Source organism: Telluria sp. ZT3P25, assembly GCF_059685895.1.
In genome coordinates this window covers 251,636-272,961 of the sequence record NZ_JCASIJ010000002.1, presented here as the reverse complement: position 1 = coordinate 272,961, position 21,326 = coordinate 251,636, and the positions used below count along the sequence as shown (strand labels likewise).

General features: G+C 60.2%; 17 protein-coding genes. 10 read left to right on the top strand and 7 right to left on the bottom strand.

Annotated elements, in window-relative coordinates; all coding sequences use genetic code 11:
- The first annotated feature begins 16 nt into the window (after positions 1 to 16).
- The gene (gene glmU / locus AC56LY_RS19740; RefSeq protein WP_499582478.1) at positions 17 to 1,393 is read left to right on the top strand and encodes a bifunctional UDP-N-acetylglucosamine diphosphorylase/glucosamine-1-phosphate N-acetyltransferase GlmU; all 1,377 of its coding nucleotides are present in this window, start codon (positions 17 to 19) and stop codon (positions 1,391 to 1,393) included.
- 156 nt (positions 1,394 to 1,549) lie between these two features.
- On the opposite strand, the gene AC56LY_RS19735 is transcribed toward glmU, so the two are convergent.
- Positions 1,550 to 2,026, bottom strand: coding sequence for an Lrp/AsnC family transcriptional regulator (locus AC56LY_RS19735; protein ID WP_499582476.1), 477 nt, complete (start codon positions 2,024 to 2,026; stop codon positions 1,550 to 1,552).
- A 155-nt stretch (positions 2,027 to 2,181) separates the two neighbouring features.
- Between AC56LY_RS19735 and glmS the strand changes: the two genes are divergently transcribed.
- The 3 genes from glmS to AC56LY_RS19720 all read left to right on the top strand — a co-directional run bounded on the left by glmS (position 2,182) and on the right by AC56LY_RS19720 (position 6,363).
- Entirely contained in the window at positions 2,182 to 4,011 is a 1,830-nt protein-coding gene (gene glmS / locus AC56LY_RS19730; protein WP_499582474.1) for a glutamine--fructose-6-phosphate transaminase (isomerizing), read from the top strand.
- Between the two features lie 233 nt (positions 4,012 to 4,244).
- Positions 4,245 to 4,664, top strand: coding sequence for a hypothetical protein (locus tag AC56LY_RS19725; protein ID WP_499582472.1), 420 nt, complete (start codon positions 4,245 to 4,247; stop codon positions 4,662 to 4,664).
- 238 nt (positions 4,665 to 4,902) lie between these two features.
- Positions 4,903 to 6,363 (top strand): serine hydrolase domain-containing protein, encoded by a 1,461-nt coding sequence (locus tag AC56LY_RS19720; protein ID WP_499582470.1) that lies wholly within the window; start codon positions 4,903 to 4,905, stop codon positions 6,361 to 6,363.
- Between the two features lie 822 nt (positions 6,364 to 7,185).
- Here the strand turns inward: AC56LY_RS19720 and AC56LY_RS19715 are convergent.
- The 3 genes from AC56LY_RS19715 to AC56LY_RS19705 all read right to left on the bottom strand — a co-directional run bounded on the left by AC56LY_RS19715 (position 7,186) and on the right by AC56LY_RS19705 (position 11,219).
- The gene (locus AC56LY_RS19715) at positions 7,186 to 8,103 is read right to left on the bottom strand and encodes a LysR family transcriptional regulator (protein WP_499582468.1); all 918 of its coding nucleotides are present in this window, start codon (positions 8,101 to 8,103) and stop codon (positions 7,186 to 7,188) included.
- A 138-nt stretch (positions 8,104 to 8,241) separates the two neighbouring features.
- Positions 8,242 to 10,953, bottom strand: a complete 2,712-nt coding sequence (locus tag AC56LY_RS19710; RefSeq protein WP_499582466.1) for a beta-glucosidase — start codon at positions 10,951 to 10,953, stop codon at positions 8,242 to 8,244.
- A 32-nt stretch (positions 10,954 to 10,985) separates the two neighbouring features.
- On the bottom strand, positions 10,986 to 11,219 hold the full coding sequence (locus AC56LY_RS19705) for a hypothetical protein (RefSeq protein WP_258836912.1): 234 nt from the start codon (positions 11,217 to 11,219) through the stop codon (positions 10,986 to 10,988).
- A gap of 152 nt (positions 11,220 to 11,371) precedes the next feature.
- On the opposite strand from AC56LY_RS19705, the gene AC56LY_RS19700 reads away from it, so the two are divergent.
- Complete coding sequence (locus AC56LY_RS19700) at positions 11,372 to 12,289, top strand: LysR family transcriptional regulator (RefSeq protein ID WP_499582464.1); 918 nt, start codon at positions 11,372 to 11,374, stop codon at positions 12,287 to 12,289.
- A 153-nt stretch (positions 12,290 to 12,442) separates the two neighbouring features.
- Here AC56LY_RS19700 and AC56LY_RS19695 read toward each other — a convergent pair whose 3' ends face one another.
- Complete coding sequence (locus AC56LY_RS19695) at positions 12,443 to 12,877, bottom strand: barstar family protein (protein WP_499582462.1); 435 nt, start codon at positions 12,875 to 12,877, stop codon at positions 12,443 to 12,445.
- Positions 12,878 to 13,426: 549 nt separating this feature from the next.
- Here AC56LY_RS19695 and mqo point away from each other — a divergent pair.
- Positions 13,427 to 15,016, top strand: coding sequence for a malate dehydrogenase (quinone) (gene mqo / locus AC56LY_RS19690; protein ID WP_499582460.1), 1,590 nt, complete (start codon positions 13,427 to 13,429; stop codon positions 15,014 to 15,016).
- A gap of 79 nt (positions 15,017 to 15,095) precedes the next feature.
- Here mqo and AC56LY_RS19685 read toward each other — a convergent pair whose 3' ends face one another.
- On the bottom strand, positions 15,096 to 15,626 hold the full coding sequence (locus tag AC56LY_RS19685; protein ID WP_499582458.1) for a DNA-binding protein: 531 nt from the start codon (positions 15,624 to 15,626) through the stop codon (positions 15,096 to 15,098).
- A 201-nt stretch (positions 15,627 to 15,827) separates the two neighbouring features.
- Entirely contained in the window at positions 15,828 to 17,180 is a 1,353-nt protein-coding gene (gene tssK / locus AC56LY_RS19680) for a type VI secretion system baseplate subunit TssK (protein ID WP_499582456.1), read from the bottom strand.
- Between the two features lie 171 nt (positions 17,181 to 17,351).
- Between tssK and tssE the strand changes: the two genes are divergently transcribed.
- The 4 genes from tssE (at position 17,352) to AC56LY_RS19660 (ending at position 21,326) form a co-directional block, all read left to right on the top strand.
- A complete protein-coding gene (gene tssE, locus AC56LY_RS19675; RefSeq protein WP_499582454.1) occupies positions 17,352 to 17,861 on the top strand; it encodes a type VI secretion system baseplate subunit TssE in 510 nt (169 codons plus the stop codon).
- Position 17,862: 1 nt separating this feature from the next.
- Positions 17,863 to 19,710, top strand: a complete 1,848-nt coding sequence (tssF, locus tag AC56LY_RS19670; RefSeq protein ID WP_499582452.1) for a type VI secretion system baseplate subunit TssF — start codon at positions 17,863 to 17,865, stop codon at positions 19,708 to 19,710.
- A complete protein-coding gene (gene tssG / locus AC56LY_RS19665; RefSeq protein ID WP_499582450.1) occupies positions 19,674 to 20,843 on the top strand; it encodes a type VI secretion system baseplate subunit TssG in 1,170 nt (389 codons plus the stop codon). The genes tssF and tssG overlap by 37 nt, the downstream gene beginning before the upstream one ends.
- 75 nt (positions 20,844 to 20,918) lie before the next feature.
- Entirely contained in the window at positions 20,919 to 21,326 is a 408-nt protein-coding gene (locus AC56LY_RS19660; protein WP_499582449.1) for a DUF2750 domain-containing protein, read from the top strand.

Below are 21,326 nucleotides of genomic sequence, written 5' to 3'. Positions count from 1 at the left end.
TTTTTGAGAACGGCTTATGAACGTTGTGATCCTCGCCGCCGGTATGGGCAAACGCATGCAGTCTGCCTTGCCGAAAGTACTGCATCCATTGGCTGGTAAGCCCCTTTTGCGCCACGTCATCGATACCGCGCGTGGCCTGAGTCCGCAGAAATTATGCGTGATTTACGGACATGGAGGCGCAGCGGTGCCAGAGATGGTCGCAACAGTGGCAGAATCCACCGGCAGCACGATCGATACCGCACTGCAGGAGCCGCAGCTGGGCACCGGTCACGCCGTCATGCAGGCGCTGCCGCAACTGGACGATGATCAGCCGACGATCGTGCTGTACGGCGACGTGCCCCTGACCACGATCGATACGCTGCGCCGCCTGGTCGAGGCCGCAGGTAGCGACAAGCTGGGCATTTTGACCGTCGAGCAGGCCAATCCATTCGGGCTGGGCCGCATCGTGCGTGAAGACGGCAAGATCGTGCGCATCGTCGAAGAGAAAGATGCGACCGAGGCCGAACGCGCCATCAAGGAAATCAACAGCGGCATCATGGCGATTCCGACCCGTTACCTCAAGAAGTGGCTGGCGGCGCTGTCGAATACCAATGCCCAGGGCGAGTACTACCTCACCGACATCGTCGCCCAGGCCGTGGCCGACGGCGTACCCGTCGTCTCGAGCCAGCCTTCCGGTGAATGGGAAGTGGCGGGTGTGAACAGCAAGGTGCAGTTGGCCGAACTCGAGCGCCGTCACCAATTGAACATTGCCCACGCACTGCTGGAACGCGGCGTGACGTTGATGGATCCGGCACGCATCGATGTGCGCGGTGAACTCATTTGCGGCCGCGATGTCACGATCGATGTGGGTTGCGTGTTCGAAGGCCGCGTCGAGCTGGCCGACGGCGTGCGTATCGGCGCGCACTGCGTGCTGGTCAATGCCACCGTAGCCGCGGGCACCAATATCAAGCCGTTCTGCCATATCGAGGACGCCACGATCGGCGCTGCCTCCCAGATTGGCCCGTACGCGCGCCTGCGGCCGGGTACGGCACTTGGCGAAGATGTCCACATCGGTAACTTTGTCGAGGTCAAGAACAGCACGGTCGCTGCGCACAGCAAGGCCAATCACCTGGCGTACGTGGGCGATGCCACGATCGGCTCGCGCGTCAACATCGGCGCCGGCGTCATCACCTGCAACTATGACGGCGCCAACAAGTTCCGCACCGTGATCGAAGACGACGTGTTCGTCGGCAGCGATACCCAGCTGATCGCGCCGGTCACGGTTGGTAAAGGCGCCACGCTGGCGGCCGGCACGACACTGACCAAGGATGCGCCGGCCGGCAAACTGACCATCTCGCGATCGAAGCAAGTCACCATCGAGAACTGGAAGCGCCCAGTGAAAATCAAGAAGTAATCCACCGGTTGCGTATAGGCTAACCGTAGGCTAACCACAGGCTAATCACAGGAAATGAACAAGATAAACACAGGGTAATACCATGCTTATCCCAAGTTCTTCCCTGTGGTCATCCACATTGTTATCCACAGGCATTCGCGTGCCTTTTTGACCGGACTACACGGCAATGCGCGTTTCGAACTTGCTGCGGTGGGTCGCAAAATAGGCCTTCACGTTACGCACATTGGCATGCGCAGTGAACAGCCGGTGTGCCAGCTCGTGATAAGCCGGCATGTCGGCCACCTGCACGATCAGCACGAAATCCGGCCCGGGCGATACGCGGTAGCACTGCAGCACCGCAGCTTCCGTGTCTGCCAATTTCTCGAATTCGACCATGCGCTCGGCGGCCTGCACATCGAGCGTGATCTCGACGATGGCGCTCAGGCTTGCCCCCACCTTGTCAGGCGCAACGATGGCCACCTGGCGCTGGATGACGCCGTTGTCCGTCATGGTCTTCACGCGGCGCAGGCACGTCGGTGGCGACACATGCACTTGCTCTGCCAACTGCGCGTTCGTCTGCGATGCGTCAGCCTGCAGAATGGTCAGGATGCGACGATCGATGTCGTCAAGAACAGGGAGAGCATTGATTGGCATGAAATTTAAAAGTATTTAATGGTGCTATATGAAACAAGATTTCACAGCGTAGTGGTCGTGGAATAATATGACAAATATAGCCGCACACTGTACGCTTATTTCACCGTAATTGCTCTACGATAATACTCATTGAATATTTTGAAGTGAGGTTAGCCATGTGCGGTATCGTCGGAGCAGTCGCAAAACGCAACATTACCCCTGTCCTGATCGAGGGTCTCAAGCGCCTCGAGTACCGGGGCTATGACTCCTGCGGCGTGGCCGTGCACCTCGATGGCCGCCTGACCCGTTCGCGCTCGACGTCGCGCGTGGCCGAACTGGAAGCGCAGGTCAAGGAAGCGCATCTGGATGGCTTCACCGGCATTGCCCACACCCGCTGGGCCACCCACGGCGCACCGGCATCGCACAATGCCCACCCGCACTTCTCGCCAAGCGAAGACAATGCGCGCATCGCACTGGTTCACAACGGCATCATCGAAAATCACGATGAACTGCGCGCCGAACTGACCGCCCTGGGCTACGTCTTCATGAGCCAGACCGACACCGAGGTCATCGCTCACCTGGTCGACCACATGTACAACGGCGACCTGTTCGAGACCGTGCAGCAAGCCGTCAAGCGCCTGCACGGCGCCTACGCCATCGCCGTGTTCTGCCGCGAAGAACCGCACCGCGTGATCGCCGCGCGCCAGGGCTCGCCACTGATCGTCGGCGTGGGCAAGGACGAGAACTTCGTCGCCTCCGACGCGATGGCGCTGGCCGGCACGACCGACCAGATCATCTATCTGGAAGAAGGCGACGTGGTCGACCTGCAACTGGCGCGGTACTGGATCGTCGACGTCGACGGCCGCCCGGTCGAGCGCGAAGTCAAGACCGTCCACGCCCACACGGGTGCGGCCGAACTCGGCCCATACCGCCACTACATGCAGAAAGAAATCTTCGAGCAGCCACGCGTGATCGGCGACACGCTCGAAGGCGTCACCGGCATCATGCCGGAACTGTTTGGCGACGGCGCCTTCACGGTGTTCAAGAAAATCGACCGTGTGCTGATTTTGGCCTGCGGCACCAGCTACTACGCAGGCCTGACTGCCAAGTACTGGATCGAATCGGTCGCCAAGGTGCCCGTAAGCGTCGAGATCGCCAGCGAATACCGCTACCGCGACAGCGTCCCGCATCCGGACACGCTGGTCGTGACCATCACCCAGAGCGGCGAAACGGCCGACACGCTCGCCGCACTCAAGCACGCGCGCAGCCTGGGGATGGAACACACGCTGACCATCTGCAACGTCTCGACGAGCGCCATGGTGCGCGAGTGCAAGCTGTCCTACATCACCCGCGCCGGTGTCGAAGTCGGCGTGGCCTCGACCAAGGCCTTCACGACCCAGCTGGCCGCCCTGTTCCTGCTGACGCTGACGCTGGCCCAGGTCAATGGCCGCCTGACCGATGCCGAAGAAGCCGAACACCTCAAGCAGATGCGTCACCTGCCGGTCGCGCTGGCCGCAGTGCTGGCGCTCGAACCGCAGATCATCGCCTGGGCCGACGACTTCGCCCGCAAGGAAAACGCTCTCTTCCTGGGTCGTGGCATCCACTACCCGATCGCACTGGAAGGCGCGCTGAAGCTCAAGGAGATTTCGTACATCCACGCCGAAGCGTATCCGGCCGGCGAACTCAAGCACGGCCCGCTGGCGCTGGTAACCGAAGAGATGCCCGTCGTCACGATCGCCCCGAACGATGCACTGCTGGAAAAGCTGAAGTCGAACATGCAGGAAGTACGCGCGCGCGGTGGTCAGCTGTACGTGTTTGCCGACGTCGATTCGCGCATCACGTCGGGCGATGGCCTGCACGTGATTCGCTTGCCTGAGCACTATGGTTTGCTGTCACCGATCCTGCACGTGGCGGCGCTGCAGTTGCTGGCGTATCACACGGCGCTGGCGCGTGGGACCGATGTGGACAAGCCGCGTAATCTGGCGAAGTCGGTGACGGTGGAATAAGGCGTTTGCTGATTAAAGCACTGTTGTGGCGCGCTAATAAAATCCGCCACAAACTAATAAAGTTCGCCTCAAAACAATAAAGTCTGCCACAACAACCGGTCTACCAGCCCACCGGCGGCTTGTCCAGGTTGTAACAGGCTCGTACACTGAGCCATATCCAGCGGCCGCTATCGGCCACAAGCGGACCTAAGGCCCAGTGCAGTTTTCCGGACAATGACAGCGTAGACGCACACATGATCCCAGTCGATTTTTTCGGATGCAAAAAAGAGCAGATCGTCACTTGCAGCTTTGAAGATGCGTGTGATCGATTTCCCTGTACTGGCATCACAATGCCCAACGCTAGTGCGCTGATTTCGCTAGGTGAGGCACTCACGGGAAGAGCCGCGTTTTCTGCTGAACCAGTGCCGTTATCCCTTGAACCGTTCCGTGAACTCAGTGACTGTCTGCAGGCTGCAGTTAGAGAGGCTTCGGCGGAGGAATTGATGGATGCCGGCGCGCGATGGGCGGAGCTATTGCCATGGAAGCCTCTCGACACTAACCCAATGGATTTGGCAGGTTTTCTACTCCATCTCCAGTCCTTAGCGCATGGGCCAGGCAGAGAGGGAAACTCGATTTTCCTGTTGATGCAACCGGACAGTTTGCCCGCATCCTGACAGTCGCCTATGTCCGCTTCGGGTCGGTACCTGCCTGTCGTGACAGTCAGTGCCTTTTCAAGCCAGGCAACCTGCTAAGCTAGCGTGAACGGTCGGGCTCGGCTAAGAGCGGACGGTCGAAGAATCTATCTGGCTTGCATCCTGTCATACGAATAATGCAAATCGTCGCGATGTTCCGATTCCTGTTGTTCGGAACGTTACACTGTCTGAACTCTCTACTCCCAGACACCATCTGCCGATGAAACAGCACACCAGCATCTTCGAAAAAGCCGTCACCCTTTTGCAGATCGGGACGATGCGTTTAAATACGTGCAATACCATCATGGCTTGCGTTGTCGCACTTGCCGCTGTGCCCCACGTCGCCTATGCCCAACTTGCGCCGGAAACAACCCGCGCGATTGATTCGATCGTCGCAAAGGCCCTGGAAGACAAATCAGTCCCAAGTGTGTCCATTGCCATCGTCAAAGGCGGCAAACTCGTCTATGCACAAGCGTACGGGGTCGCACGCATAGACCGGGCCCTAGCGGCAAGTCCGCAGATGCGTTACAAGATCGGATCGAATACTAAGCAATTCGTGGCGGCAGCGATGCTGTTGCTGGTTGAAGACGGCAAACTGTCGCTCGATGATCATATTGCACGCTTCTTGCCTGATTTGACCCGGGCAAATGCCATCACTGTGCGCCAATTGCTGGCTCACACAGCCGGGTATATGGACTACTACCCGCTAGATTATGTGGCGCCATTCATGGAGCAGCCCACGACCGTGGACGCAATTCTTACCGACTGGGGCAAAAGACCGCTCAGCTTTGAGCCGGGTTCAAAATGGGAATACAGCAATACCGGATATGCGATTGCCGGCCGCATTATCGAACTGGCTAGCGGTATGTCGCTCGATAAGTTTATCCGTAGCCGCATCACGGACAGACTGGGCATGCACTCGGTCGTCGACACCAGTGCGACGCAGTGGGACGGCAGCGAACCCCAAGGCTACGAAGTTGCGGCATTCGGTCCGCCACGTCCAGCGCGACCGGAAGGCGCGAATTGGGTATGGGCCGCCGGGAATCTGGCGATGACGGCAAGCGACCTGGCGCGGTGGAATATCGCGCTGATGCATGACACGATACTGCGCAGCACATCGCGCAAAGTAATGACGACGGAAAATCTGCTGACCGGCGGCACTGGCACGAATTATGGCCTTGGCCTGTTTGTGCGCATGACCCCCGAGGCACGCCTGCGTTGGGACCATGGTGGAGAGGTGGCCGGCTTTCGCACGCAAAACACGATCTTTCCGAATGATGACATAGCCATCGTCGTGCTGACCAATGGCGGCGGCAGTACCAGCGACAGAGTGACAGGCGAGATTGAAGCGCTGCTGTTCGCTCCCGTTGCCGACTCCGCTGCCGCCATTGCCTTGGACAAGGTTCGTGCGCTTTTCGTACAGTTACAAGCGGGAGGCCCGGACCGCAGCATCTTAAGCGGCGGCTTGAGCGATCATTTCAGTGACCAGGTTGTCGCCGATTTCGCAACTTCACTTAAGCCGCTGGGAGAAATGCAAAGTATTGTTGAAACGCGTTCCGGCCGTCGAGGCGGACTTGTTTATCGTTTCTATCGCATCACTACCGCTGGCGGAACCGTGCGAGTACCGACCTACTTCACTCCCGATGGCAAGATCGCTCAGTTCATTGTCTATCCGCGCTGACGATCGGCTTTTACTACGAATCGCTGAATAGACACAGAAATCGACGGTCCGCTTTGGGTCGGTTTCTGCCCTTCGTGACAGTCTGCGAGTTTTCGGACCTGGTAACCCGGTATGCTGAGCTCAACGGCCAAGTTCGGCCAGCTGCACCCGCTTAGCAAACATGCCCAGACAGGAGAACGTAGGCACTTACAAATTCTAGCTGGCGGATTTTTGCTAAGCCTCTCGGGCTGCTATACGGTAAGCAACGAGCAATTCTCACAAGACGTGCGTGCTCTCGTGCAACCAAGAATGGAAATCCCGTTAGCGATCAATCGGCTTGAAGGCAAGGGATTCGAGTGTGAGTCCCGGAGCTCAGCACCCTCAATCACATGCGCGAAAACGCAGCAAAGCGTGTTGCCTTACACCTGCATTGAGCGTGTCAACCTAATGTCGTCAAACTCTCCTTCTCGGGTGGAGCGTGTTGACATTCCACCAATTGCATGCGCAGGGTTTTGAGCTGGCATATGCGAGGATGACAACGGCCGCTTTGGGTCGAAAGCGGACTCTCGCGCACCCAACGTGCCGTCCAGGCTGTGGCAGACTTTATTGTTGCAAGCGAACGATGCAAGACCGTTCGCCAGGCTGTTGTGGCAAACATTATTTGCACGAACAGCATGCCGGAATCGGCCCGCCTCATAGCGGAGCTTGTGGCCAACTATATTGTTGGTTCACAACTGTTGTGAGCAAACAGTCATGTTGACCCCAGGCCGAGGCGGAAACCCTGAGGGACTTCCGCTTTCGGCCAAAAGCAATTCTCCGAATAGACATGCGGCGCATGAGCCGTTATGCGGTTGGCGCTCCAGCATGCGCCACCACGAGCAGCTGCTCCCGCAGCCAGCGATGCGCTGGATCCATCGTCTGATAGTGATTCCACTGCATGCATGCGCGGAACGATGTTACCGCTACGGGCGGCGCCAGCACCCGTATGGGCAGACGGGTTTGACTGTCGCGCGCAAGGCGCGTCTGCATTGTCGCGATTAAGTCAGTGCCGACAACCATCGAAGCGAGCGAGGTGAAGTCGTGCGTGGTAATGGCAATCCGGCGCACGATCTTGTTGTCGTCAAAATAGCGTTCGGCCAGCGTCGGCGAGCTAGGTTGCCCCAGGCGCGGGGCCACATGAGAACAGCGCAAAAAAGTGTCCATATCCAGCGTTTCACCCACTTGCGCATTTCCTTGCCAGACCACGCAGCTGAACGTATCTTCAAACAGGACCGAGTGCGGGTGTTGAGGGTCGATGTACTCGTCGGGCATGATCAACAGGTCTGTCTCGCCACGGCGCAGCCCATGGCCAGTAAAGTCTGTTTGTGGACGCAGTTCGATCGTGATGTGCGGTGCAAGCGTTTGCAGCTGCCGGACCAACGGCGCAATCAGGATGGGAACCGAATAGTCGGAGACTGTAATGCGGAAATGGCGCCGCTCGGTGGCGATCGACAGCCCGGGGCGGATAGCAAGGGTCGCCTTGATTTCCAGGATCAACTGGCGCACCGGGTCGGCAAGGTCGCGGCCCAGTGGCGTCAGCTCCATGTGGCGCCCGACGCGTACCAGCAGATCGTCGTCGAAAAACACGCGAAGGCGGGCCAGCATGCCAGAAATCGCCGACTGACTGACGGATAAACGCTTCGCTGCCACTGTGGTATTTTTTTCGTCGAGCAGCGCGTCGAGAGCTACAAGAAGGTTCAAGTCAAGGCGATTGAAATGCATTACATCATCCCTATTCTCTTGTGCTACGGGTTTCGCAGATCATTCGATTTACATATGATATTTTAGCCGGTGACGAAAAAAGGCCCCGCCGGTTATCCGGCGGGGCCTTTCAGCTTTTTACAGTGAGCAACGAACCGATCAGTAGACTTGATCAGCCGACACCTGCACGGCCTGCTGAACAGGTTTTGGCAGCGGATTCGACGTATTGGTCGGGAGCTTCTGGGCGACAACCGCCTTCAACGTCTGCGTCAACGGCAGGGCATCGGACGAACCGCCAACGCGGATCTTGTAGCTGGCCGCATCGACATTCCACGTATCCGTGTTCTGTACCCAGTACGCCAGCGAACGGGCATCGACTGGAATCGTCACGCGCTTGGATTCTCCAGCTTTCAGGAACACTTTGGCAAAGCCCTTGAGTTCCTTCTCGGGACGGTGCGTCAGCGGTTTGACCGGGCTGACGTACAGCTGCGCTACTTCAAATCCGTCCATGGCCCCGGTATTGGTCAGCGTGAAGGTCGCTTCGACCGTCTCGGCACCTTTCAACGTCGTCGTCGACAATTTCATGTCGCTGTAAGCATAGCTGGTGTACGACAAGCCAAAACCGAACGGATACAACGGCTTGATATTGGTCTTGTCGAAACCGCGGTAACCCGTGTACAGGCCTTCCGAATAGGTCAGCTCGGTTTTGGCTTTCGTGGCAGGGTAGCCAAACAGGCCGGCCGGCAGGTAGTCGTCGATGTTCGAATAACTGGCGTAGCTCGGATAGTCCCTTTCGTTCTTGCCGATAGACACCGGCAGCTTGCCCGACGGATTGACTTTGCCGTAGATGATTTCAGCCAGAGCCTGGCCAGCGTACTGGCCCGAATACCACGCTTCCAAAATGGCGCCGGCCTTGCTCGACCATGGGCGCATGTTGAACGGTGCACCGCCATGCATGATGACGATGGTGTTCTTGTGCTCTTTGGTCACGTTTGCCAGCATCTCGCCCTGATACTCCGGCAAATCGAAGCTGCGGTCGAAACCTTCCCCTTCGTACTCGGCGTTCATGCCCACGCCCACGACCACGGCGTCGTACTGTGACAGGTCTGGCGCCGCCAGCGATGCCCAGCTCATCTGGATACCGTTGATGCCACCCAGGACCGGGAAATACCCGGCGTTCAGGCGCTGGAATTCCATCTTGACGTTATAGAACTGGCCTGCCTTGAGTTTCACGGTTTTGCCGAAATGGCTGACCGCATCGATCACGTCGCCCGACAGCGGCGTGCCGTCGAAGTCGATGATCAACTTATCGTCGATCCACAATTTGTAGGCGCCGTCTGCACGAATCTTGAAGACCTGTTCACCCGTGATGGTCGGCTTGAACGTGCCGGTGAAGCGTGCCGAAAATGCGCCGGCGGTCGGGGCAAAACCCTCGATGGCGGTGCGGCCATTATTGGTGACGTTCTGGCCCGACAGGAAATTCATCGCCAGGCCTGGCTCGGTGCGCGTTACGACCGGCTTGCCGGCCAGCGTCAGGTTGTCGAAATACTCGGCAGTCAGGCCAGCGACAGGCACGGCGCCATTGCGGTCAGGTGCACTCTGGTACCAAACAGACTCGACCGGGTTGAGCGACATCGACGGAATGTACGTGATGTTGGCAGCGTCGACATTCAGCTGCTGCATGCCGGCCATGGTGGTGACGTAGCTGGTCGGCGGCGACCAGGCGGTGCCAAACGGCGAACCCGGCATTTGCATGGACAGGTCGCCGATCACGGCAACTTTCGCGTCGATCGACAGCGGCAGCACATGGCGCGACCGGGTCGACGCGTCGTCGTTCTTGAGCATGACGATACCTTCACGGGCCAGGGCCAGCGAGGCGGCGGCGCCGTACGAGCGGTCGAGCGGGCCTGGATCCACATAGCCCTTGTCGAAACCGTAGCTGACCATCGCACGCAGATTGCGGCGCACTTTGTCGTCAAGCACGTTCATGGTCAGCTGGTTGCTGTACAGGTAGCTCCAGATATTTTCTTCGGTGAATTGCAAACCGCTCGGCATGTCCAGGTCGGTGCCTGCCCAGGCGCCCTTTTGCGCGTGGTGGATCGAGTTGAAGTCGCTCATCACAAACCCCTTGAAACCCCACTCGCCCTTGAGCACTTCGGTGATCAGGTGGTGGTTTTCACAGGCGTATTCGCCGTTGATCAGGTTAAAGCCGCACATGATCGACGCGATGTTCGCGTTCTTGACCAGCGATTCGAAGCCCGGCATGTAGATTTCACGCAGTGTGCGCTCGTCGATCTTCACATTGGCCAGGTGGCGGTTGGCTTCGTTATCGTTGCCGATGTAATGCTTGCCGGACGCCTGGATGCCTTGCACCTGGATGGCATTCGTGACGGCAGGCCCGAGCACGGCGCCAATGAATGGATCTTCGCCGGACAGGTATTCGGCCGCGCGGCCGCTGTATGGCGCGCGATACAGATTAACGCCTGGAGACAGCATCTGCTGCGCGCCGGCCTTGCGCGTTTCGTAGGCAATCGCCAGGCCAAACTGCTTGGCACGGTTGATTGACCAGCTCGCGGCCAGCGCCGACGGCGACGGATACTGCGCGCCGAATGTGGCGGCATTCTTGCCAACGCCCATCGACGAATCGTAGGCGAGCGTTCCGGGCAGACCTTGCGACGGCAACACGGGAATCATGTGGCCATCGTTGACACGCGTGAAGTTGATCTTTTGCGACGTGCTCATGTTGTCGATCATTGCGCCCACGCGGGCGTCAACGTCGTTGCCCACCATCGGGGTGGTGCGAGGCGTGACGTCATAGGCGGATGCAATGGCCATGGTCCCGAGGGACAGTGCCAGGAAACCAGTACGCATTATCGTCCGGCGGGAAGGAGTGAAAGCGTGCATCATTGTTTGGTTGCTCCTGGCGAATCGGCTTCATCCAGCGGCAACTCAAGCACAGGGACCGGTGCCGGGGCTTCGGCAGTGGTCTCAGTCGTCAAGTTTTTTTGTTTCTCGGCGACGTCGAGGCGGATTTCCTTCGCCTGCAAGGCGGCGGCACTACTCGCTTGCTGTGGCTCGGCGAAAGCCGACTGGGCTAGCAAGGCCATTGCACTTGCCAAATACTGGTATTTCTTCATGTCAACTTCTCTTTATTAGTACGTGATAAAATAAAATTGCTTAAAATCATTAAACATCAAGCAACTATTTTATGTTAATTGCAATATTCAGGTGTTCGAGAATAGAAATACGACCCGTCTGAATAACTGATAGCTGCATCGAAAGGGATTGCATGCGTTTTAACGGGCTCAACCTGAACCTGCTGGTCGTGCTGGACGCACTTCTGGATGAAAAGAAGATCATCGGTGCGGCGCAGAGGTTGTTCACCAGTCCGTCCGCCATCAGCGGCATGTTGGCGAAATTGCGTGTGTATTTCGGCGACCAGTTGCTGGTGCCAACCGGCCGCACGATGACGCTGACACCACTGGGTCAGGATCTACAGGAACCGGTGCGAGCACTGCTGCTACGGATCCAGGCGACGGTGGCGCACCGCCCCACTCTCGACATTGCGAACGAAAAGCGCACGTTCCGCATCACGGTTTCGGATTACGCGGTGCAGCTGTTGATTGCGCCGCTGATGCGCCGCCTGCAGGCAGTAGCGCCGTTCATCAGCATTGAACTACGCCCGCAGATCGAAAACGTCCACCAGTTCTTGCGTAATGGCGAAACCGATTTATCGATCATGCCGGCCGAATTTATCGATTCCGAACAACCGCATGAACACTTGTTCGAAGACACCTTCAGATGCATCGTCTGGAATGGCAACACGGCTGTCGGAGAAGAACTTGATCTGGATACGTTTTTGCAAAGCGGCCATGCCGTCGTGCGCCTGGGCCAGCCAAGCGTACCGTCCCTGGCAGAGAGCCACCTCGACGCTCTTGGCCTCACGCGCCGCATCTGCATCACGACGCACGATTTCACGTCGCTGATCCCGATGATCGTTAATACTCAAATGATTGCCATCACGCAGACCAGGCTGGCTCTCGATATGCAGGAGCGGTTGCCGGTCCGTGTACTTGCGCCGCCGGTGCCTTTGCCTGCCTTGCGGATGTCGATGCAGTGGCACCGCTACCAGAACAATGACCTGGGGCATCGATGGCTGCGCGAGCAGTTAATGGAAGTGGCGCGGGGACTCGACTTGCCGGGGTAACCGCTACTGTGGTGACAATGGCGTGAAGTTGCGAGCGAATAGTTCCTGCCAGCCCGGATAGAACAATGGCACCGGGTGCGGCGAATGAAGAAATTGAATGCACGATGTCCCGGAACATTCAAAGCTGGAAGGTGTCGTCGATCGGAGAATGCATTAGTGGTCAGCCGCCCGCAGTGTGATGTTCGGATGATCAGCAAATACCTGCAGCACCAGGTCGAAGTAAGTCGGCCCACCCTCCCCAAGGCGCGCCAATGCCGCGTGAATCGGGCCCGGTTTGAACACCTGCGGATGCTCGAGCTTTGCGAGATAGTAAGCACGGGTCGCCTCGACCCCCAGAGCGATACGGCTGCTGTTCATCTGGTCCCACACGACGATTGCCGGGGCTATGCCGCGCAGGACCCCATAACCACCGTATAGCATGTCATCCAGACCATCCAGGCTGGCGCCAAGCCGCCAATCCTCGCCCACCATGAATACGCGGTTGATCTCATCATAAAACGAGGCGATGTCGCGGATACTCGTGCCGTCGATCGTCAGGATTTGCGGCGCCGACGCGGTATCAACGCTTGTTGCATGGGTCATGGTCATCAAATCCCTGATCAAACATGCTACATGTGTCCAGATCAGCCGGATTCAATCATCTGTTCAAAAGCGGCTCAACCCCCGCATCGCACACCGCAAGAAACCCACCGCACAAACGTCGCGCCACCGCCTCAGTATTAGTACGCAGAACGCTACCGCTTGAATACTGAGACGCCCTTTTAAGGGGGCCAGCCCCAAGCAAGGCTGATTTGTTTGGGCTATACTTGCCCAACTCCTATACAAGAGTTACCCCCAGTTTCGATGGACGCCAGGGATATTGACTGGCCCGCCTGACTCTCCTGTCAACGCGTTATATCCTTGTTTGCCAGCCCATGATGCCGCCCCGATCGAGACCCGGTCGCAGCGATGCATCGGCCTTGCTATTGCGTCGTTTGCCGAGGCTTGTTGCGGTTGATTTCCGCGACAGATCCCGACAACCCGTTCTCTAATGGCGCCTCCGGTTACTTACGGAATGCGCCACTACCGAGCCGTCGAATTTTTAAATCAGATGTTGCATGCCAGGCCATCGCACACATTTTTTCAGGTGATACTCGTATGCGCAACTCGCTATTAGTCGTCCTTTCTTGCTTCATCGTTGCTTCGTGCTCGAAAGCGCCCGCTCCATCCAATGACAAGCCGGTTGACGTTGTCCTGATCGGTGCCGGTGTCATGAGCGCCACGCTCGGTACGATGCTCAAGGAACTCGATCCGGAACTGACGATCCAGATGTACGAACGCATGGACTCGGTCTCGGCCGAAAGTTCGGATGCCATGAACAACGCCGGCACCGGTCACTCCGGTTTCGCCGAGCTGAACTACACGCCGGAAATGCCGGACGGTACCATCGACACCAAAAAGGCAGTCGACATCAACGAGCAGTTCGAAGTGTCGAAGCAGTTCTGGGCGTATCAGGTGCAGAAGCAGTACCTGGGGGCGCCGCAGACCTTCATCAACAACGTGCCGCACATGGCCTTTGTCTGGGGCGACGACAACATCAATTTCCTGCGCAAGCGCTACGCCGCACTGCAGAAGGAAAACCTGTTCAAGGGCATGCTGTATAGCGAAGACCAGGCAGAAATCCGCAAGTGGGCGCCGCTGGTCATGAATGGCCGCGATGCAGCGCAAAAAGTGGCTGCCACCCGTATGGAAATCGGTACCGACGTGAACTTCGGCGCCCTGACCCGCAGCATGGTCAAGCACCTGACCGGCACCCACGGGATGACGCTGAACCTGCGTACCCAGGTCGAAGACATCAAGCGCGGCGAAAACGGTCTGTGGAACGTCACCGTCAAGAACCTGGCCGACAACAAGGTCTCGACCGTGAGCACCAAATTCGTGTTCATCGGCGCCGGCGGCGGCGCACTGCCATTGCTGGAAAAGACCGGCATTCCTGAAGCCAAGGGCTTCGGTGGCGTACCGGTCGGTGGCCAGTGGCTCGTCACCACCAACCAGGCGCTGGTCGAGGCGCACAACGCCAAGGTGTATGGCAAGGCATCGGTCGGTTCGCCGCCAATGTCTGTCCCGCACCTGGACACCCGCGTCATCGACGGCAAGAAAGCGCTGCTGTTTGGCCCGTTCGCGACGTTCTCGACCAAGTTCCTGAAAAATGGTTCGTGGATCGACATGCCAGCCTCGGTCAACACCGGCAACGTGCGTCCGATGGTGCAAGCCGGTATCGACAACATCCCGCTGACCAAGTACCTGGTCGAGCAAGTGATGCAGTCGCAGGAAGATCGCGTGGCAACCCTGCGTGAGTACCTGCCGGAAGCCAAGAAGGAAGACTGGAAACTGGTCAACGCAGGTCAGCGCGTGCAGATCGTCAAGGACGATCCGGCCAAGGGCGGCCTGCTGCAGTTCGGTACCGAAGTCGTGGCATCGGGTGACGGTTCGGTCACAGCCCTGCTGGGCGCGTCGCCAGGTGCTTCGACTGCTGCACCGATCATGCTGAAAGTGATCGCGGCATCGGCGTTCAAGGACAAGCTGAAGACGCCCGAGTGGCAAGCCAAGATGAAAGAAATGATCCCTTCGTATGGCCGCAAGCTCAACGGCGATGCAGCGTATGCCAACCAGATCCGTCAGCAGAGCAGCGCTGTCCTGGGCCTGAAAGCCTTCACGCTCGACGTGACGGCCGCATCGCAAGAGTAAGCAAGACCGTCGTAACAATGACAAAGGCCCCGATGCTTGACAGCGCCGGGGCCTTTGTCATTGTGCGTTGCAGACCGTGTTATTTGCGTGAACGCAGTGCTTCGAGCTCGGCCCGCAGCGCGCTGCGCTCGGTGCGCGACGTGTCGAGTTTCGTTTGCAAATCCTTCAGCTCGCCCATCAGGTTATCGCGCTCGGTCGTGGCGCCGATCAGGTCCATCTGGGCCTGCAGGCGTGCATCCGACTCGGCCGCCGTGGCCGTCACGTTGCGCTCGAGCTGCTGGCGCAGATCGACCAGTTGCGCATCTTTGCCGTCGATGGCCAGCTGGTCCTTGGCTTTGCCGACCAGCGCGTCGGTGGCGATCTGGCGTGCGTTGCGCAGCTCGGCCGTCAGGCGCTGGATTTCTTCGTCGCGTTCCTCGGCCATCGACTGGGCATGGTCGCGCGCGGCCTGGGCCTCGTCCAGATCGGCCTGCAGCGCCAGCTTCTCGCTGTCGGCCGTCGCCAGTGCGTCGCGCAGACCGGCGCCGGCATCGTGCGCATACTGTTGGGCCCAGGCACTCAGTTCAGCGAGCAGGGCTGGGGGCATCTCGGCCTTCGGTGGGGCGGCCATGGCAGTGTTCATTGCGCGTTAGATCGTGTCGTGAAGAGACGTTTATCATACGCGATAGTTTCCACTGGGAATTGAATGCGATGCCAAAAAGCGTGGATGTGTTGCGTCGTTGCTGATGGCAAAAACGCTGTGCATACAGCGCTATGGTTGAGTATTCAGACTTATCCACAGGTTTATCCCCATTGGGTCCGCAGCACCCGTTCATGCCACCACGGCCAGCATTTCGAGCTTGAGTTCCTTCAAGCCTTCCGGTGCGTAGATCGAGATCGACTGCGCCTTGAGCATGCGCTCGAACATTGGCCCTTTAGATTCGAGGCTGAAGTAGCAGGTCTCGGGCCGCACGGGGATCGCGGCCGGCGGCTGGGGTGAATACTGCAGGCGCACACCGGGCAGTGCCGAGAGCACGAATTTTTCGACGTCGTCCGGTGCGCCGACCTTGAAGCGCAGCGGCACGATCTCGACCAGTTCGAGCGCCGCGATGTCGGCCGATACTGCGATATAGAACGTGGTGGCGTCGTCGATCTTGCCCGAGTCGAGCATCCCGAGGTGGTACGACGGGCGCACCTCGTTCAGTGCGATGCCGAAGTATTTGGCCGAGATGACCGTGTCGAGCAGCTCACGGATGATCTCGTGCAGTTTCGCAAAGGCAGGCCCGGGATCGCCATGCTGGTAACTCGGCAGGTCGGCCAGGGTCCAGCTCTTCGAGAACGTCATCAGGCCGCCGGCCACGTCCAGCAACGACTGGAACAGGCGCTCCGGATGCAGCGCCGGATGATGGAAGTGGTGCGTCAGTGCGGCGTAAGCCGAACTGGCCGTGTGCAGCAGCCAGAACGACGACATGTCGCCCGAGCGGAATTCGATCACGTTGCGGGTCGGTTCGCGATGGTGGCCGTACAGCGCACTGACCTTGGCCTGCAGCGCGTCGAGCAGGCGCCGCAAGGCCTGGAACAGCACGGGCGACGCGCCCACCGACAGGACCGGCGGCACCAGGGCCGGATCGGGCTCGAAGCCCCCGGTGGATGCGCGTCGCACGCGCAGCAGCGGGAAGTGGATGTAGGCGTCGCGCGGCTCGAACTCGGCCACCAGGCGCAGCGCGCGCCGCAGGTAAGCCAGCTGCACCGGCGCGGCTTGCGTGAACAGGTCAGGCGCCTCCAGGTTCGCCTGCATGAAGCGCGCCGCATTGTCGGCCGACGTTGCGGCCTGACCGGGCTGCACGAAGTTGGCATTGAAGGGCTTGAGGCCCGGCAGCGCGGCGTAGTACGTTACCGCCTGCACCGTTTGCGGCAGCGTGCTCAGGTCGATCGTGACGGGCAGCTCGTCGCTGCCGGGCGCCTCGTACAGCTCGCCATCCTGGAAGCGCAGCGCCAGCCCGGTCACGCGCAGCATGCTGCTGGCCAGCGCCTCGCGATCGATTTCGCAGAACTCCACGCCCCAGGCATAGGGATGGGCCGCCTTGACGCTCTTGAACAGGCAATGCTCGTGATACGCATCCTGGCGCTGGAAGTGTTGTGGGCGCAGCAGCAAGCCTTCGCCCCAGAGAACTTTGCTCGTCATGGTGCTGTCTTCCCAGTTGTTATGGCCGGAAAGAAACAATAACGACGACATAGAGTTGCCCACGTGAAGTTCATCAACGTTTGGCGACGAACCCCATGGCAACATGCGATTGGTTTTCACCACGCAACATTTCCCCTCTCTCCCCCCTGCTCCACCGCGAAGGAACGCCTCATGAAGGGTTACACGCCGGATCTGTTCGACCGTCTGCTCGGCCAGCCGGTACGCCAGGGTGTCGTCGTCGCGCGTCTGAATGTCGACGAGTTGAAGGATGCGGTGGCGCGCGACCTCGAGGCGCTCCTGAACACGCGCTCGATCGTCCACGAAGGCGAACTTGCCGGATACACCGAGTGCAAGACGTCGATGGTCGATTATGGCTTGTGCGATTTCGCCGACCGCTCGCTGTCAAGTCCTTCCGACCGGGTCCACATCTGCACCTGCATCGAAGCGGCCATCACGCGCCATGAGCCGCGCCTGACCGATGTGAAGGCGCAGCTGGCGCTGCGCGACGATGCGGCTGGCCCGTCGATCAATCGTCTGAGCTTTTCGATCACGGCGGTGCTGGTGGGGAGCGTGTCGCAAGAGCCGGTCAACTTCGACGCCGTGCTGCAGCCTTCCACGCTCCGGTACAGCATCCGCAAGGCCGGCCGCGCGGCAGCGATGGCGGTAGCGAAGGAGGCTTGAGATGGACCAGCTGCTGCCGTATTACGAAAGCGAGCTGGCTTATCTGCGCCACAACCTGCGCGAATTCGCCGAACGCTATCCGCGCATCGCCGGGCGCCTGTCGATGAGCGGCGAAGTCTGCGAAGACCCGCACACCGAACGCATGATCCAGTCGTTCGCGTTTCTCAATGCGCGCATCGCCCGGCGCCTCGACGACGATTATCCCGAGTTCACCGAAGCGCTGTTCGACGTGCTGTACCCGCATTACCTGCGGCCTTTTCCATCGTGCTCGATCGCGCAGATCGACGGCACCAGCGCCGCCGACCAGCAGACCGGCGTGACAACGATCGAACGCGGCGCCGCATTCAGCACGCGCCCTGTGCGCGGCATGGAATGCACGTTTCGCACCGTGTATCCGGTGGCGGTCGCGCCGCTGGCGATCACGCGCGTGGCATTCTCCCCGATCATCGGCGCGCCCGACACGGTGCGCCTGCCGGCCGGCGCCACGGCCAGCATCAGCGTGCGCGTTGCCATCACCTGCGACGGGCGCGGTCTCGATGCGCTGGCGCTGACGTTGCCGGCGCTGCGGTTGTTCCTCGATGGCGAACCGTCGCTGTGCGCGGCGCTGCGCGATGCGCTGCTGGTGCGCACCGTGGCGGCGTACGTGCAGGCCGATGGTGGACACTGGGTTGCGCTGCCCACGCTGCCGGTGCGCAGCGCCGGCTTTGGTGACGACGAGGCGCTGATCGATTTCCCGGCGCGCTCGCATGCGGCGTATCGCCTGCTCACCGAGTACTTCTGCTTTCCTGAAAAATTCAACTTCGTCGACCTTGACCTGGCCGTGCTGACGGCCGCCCTGCCCCGCGGCACCCGCGCATTGACAGTGCATCTGGCATTGGCCGGCATTCGCAGCGACTCGAACCTGGCGCGCATGCTGGGGACACTCTCGACCAACAACCTGCTCACCGGCTGCACGCCGGTGATCAACCTGTTCCCCCAGCGCGGTGAACCGATCCAGCTGACCCACGCCAAAGCCAACTACCCGGTGCTGGCCGACGCGCGCCGCGCCTATGGCTACGAAGTCAATGCGATCAACGACGTCAATATGGTGCGTCAGACGGCGCAGGGCGAAACGATCATCCAGTTCCAGCCGTTCTATTCGCTCAAGCATGCACAGACGCCGCAGCACGATGGCCACTACTGGGCCATGGCGCGCGATGAAGCGCTGGCCGAACGCAGCCCCGGTTTCGAGACCCAGATCACGATCGTCGATATCGATTTCGATCCGGCCAAGGTCGAAAAGACCACGCTCAATCTCGAACTGACCTGCACCAACCGCGATCTGCCATCGCTGCTGCCGTACGGCCAGCCGGGGGGCGATCTGTTTACGGAGGGCGACTCGGGTACGTACGCCATTGCCTTCCTGCGCAAGCCGACCCGCACCTGGCGCTTTGCGCGCGGCCGCAGCGCGCAGTGGCGCCTGATCTCGCTGCTGTCGCTGAACCACCTGTCGCTGGCCGATGGCGGCGTCGACGCCTTCCGCGAAATGCTGGCGCTGCACGACGTGCCCCGCTCGGCCGCGTCGACGCGCCAGATCGGAGGCATCCTCGCGATTGCCTATACGCCCACCAGCGCCTGGCTGTCCGGGAATCCCTTCAATTGCCTGGTGCGCGGGATCGAGGTGCGGCTGAGCGTCGACGAAGAAGCGTTCGTCGGCAGCGGCATCCACGCTTTTGCCCACATCATCGAGCGCTTTCTGGCGCTGTACGTGCACGCCAACAGCTTTACCCAGCTGGTGATCGTGTCCCATCAATCGTCAGAGGAACTGCTGCGATGCGTACCCCGAAGCGGCGATCTGAGTCTGCTGTAATCGAGCAGCTGTTTGGCGAGCCGTGGCGCTTCGATTTCTTCCAGGCGGTGCGGGTGCTCGAATTGTGGCTGCGGCGCCGCGGCAAGCCGCCGGGCAGGCTGGTGGCCGATATGCTGCGCTTCCAGAATTCGGTTTCGCTGGGTTTTCCGGCCAGCCAGCTCGAAAGCATCCATGCCGACGTGCGCGACCTGTCGATCGGTATGCCGTTCGCGCTGCCGATCGACGCTGCAGCGCTGGCCGATGCGGTGCATGAAGGCACGTTGCGCCATGTGCGCCTGACGCCGGCCTTCATGGGCCTGTTGGGCTGCAATGGCGTGCTGCCGGCGCATTACACCGAGCGCATTGCGGCGCACCAGGCGCACCACAAGAACGAGGAAGAAGACGATGGCCCGCGCGCCTTCCTGGACGCGTTCTCGAACCGCTCGCTGGCCCTGTTCTACGAAGCCTGGCGCAAATACCGCCTGCCTTTGAGGTACCAGCTCGATGGCCACGATGCGTTCCTGCCAATCCTGATGAGCCTTGCGGGGCTGGGTAACGAGGCGCTGCGACGGCGCCTGGCCGACGTGGGCGACGGCGCGGTGCTGGACGAATCGATCGGCTATTTTGCCGCGTCGGTCCGGCACCGGCCAGTATCGGCCGTGCAGCTCGCGCGCGTCCTGTCGGAGTATTTCGGCCAGCCGATCGTGGCCGAACAATTCATCGGCGCCTGGTACGACATCCCGGGGGCGCAGCAATCGATGCTGGGCCAGGACAGCGCCGTGCTGGGCACGCGTGCGCTGGCCGGCGCGCGTGTCTGGCAGCGCACGCTGCGCCTGCGCCTGATCGTCGGGCCGCTGGCGCATGCGGGCTTTCAGGCCTTCTTGCCGGGCGGGCTCGCCGCGCGCGCGCTCAAGAGCGTGCTGGCGCTGTTTACCGGCGTCGCCCTCGAATACGAAGTCGAGGTGGTTCTGCGCGCGGCCGACGTCCACAACACCACACTGGACGCCATCAGCCCGGGCCGGCTGGGCTGGGACGCCTTCCTGGTGCTCGATGCGCCGCCGGGCGACCGGCACGATGTGCGCTACGACCTGCATGCCACACCAGACCCGATTGCCCAGACACAGCCTGCTGCATCGTCGCCGTTCGTTGTGTGACTAACGCACCCGGTCCATCCTGATGGCGTATCCTGATGGTTGTGGGGCATCACGCCTCGATGGACGGGAGTGGTGATGAGCGAACAGATCATCTCGGCGATCAAGCTGGCTGGCCAGCAACTGGCGGCCGTCGTGACGCTGGCGGGACCGGAACGCTACGAGTATTTCATCCGGCGCGCGGCCGAGGCGCGCGAAGTGTGGGGCCTGTACCAGGATGGCTGGGCGCTGGCCAAAACCGACGACGGCACCCTCGTGTTTCCGATGTGGCCGGCCAACGAATACGCCACGCTGTGCGCCGAATTCGAGTGGGACGGCTACGACGCGCAGGCGTTCTCGCTGGAGGAACTGATCGAAGAACTGCTGCCGCAGCTCGAAGAAGACAGTGTTTTGCCGGGCGTGTTCTATACGCCGGGCGACAAGGGCATCACGCCCACCGTGGCGCAGCTGATCGGCGACCTCGAGGACGAACTGCGCCGCAACTGA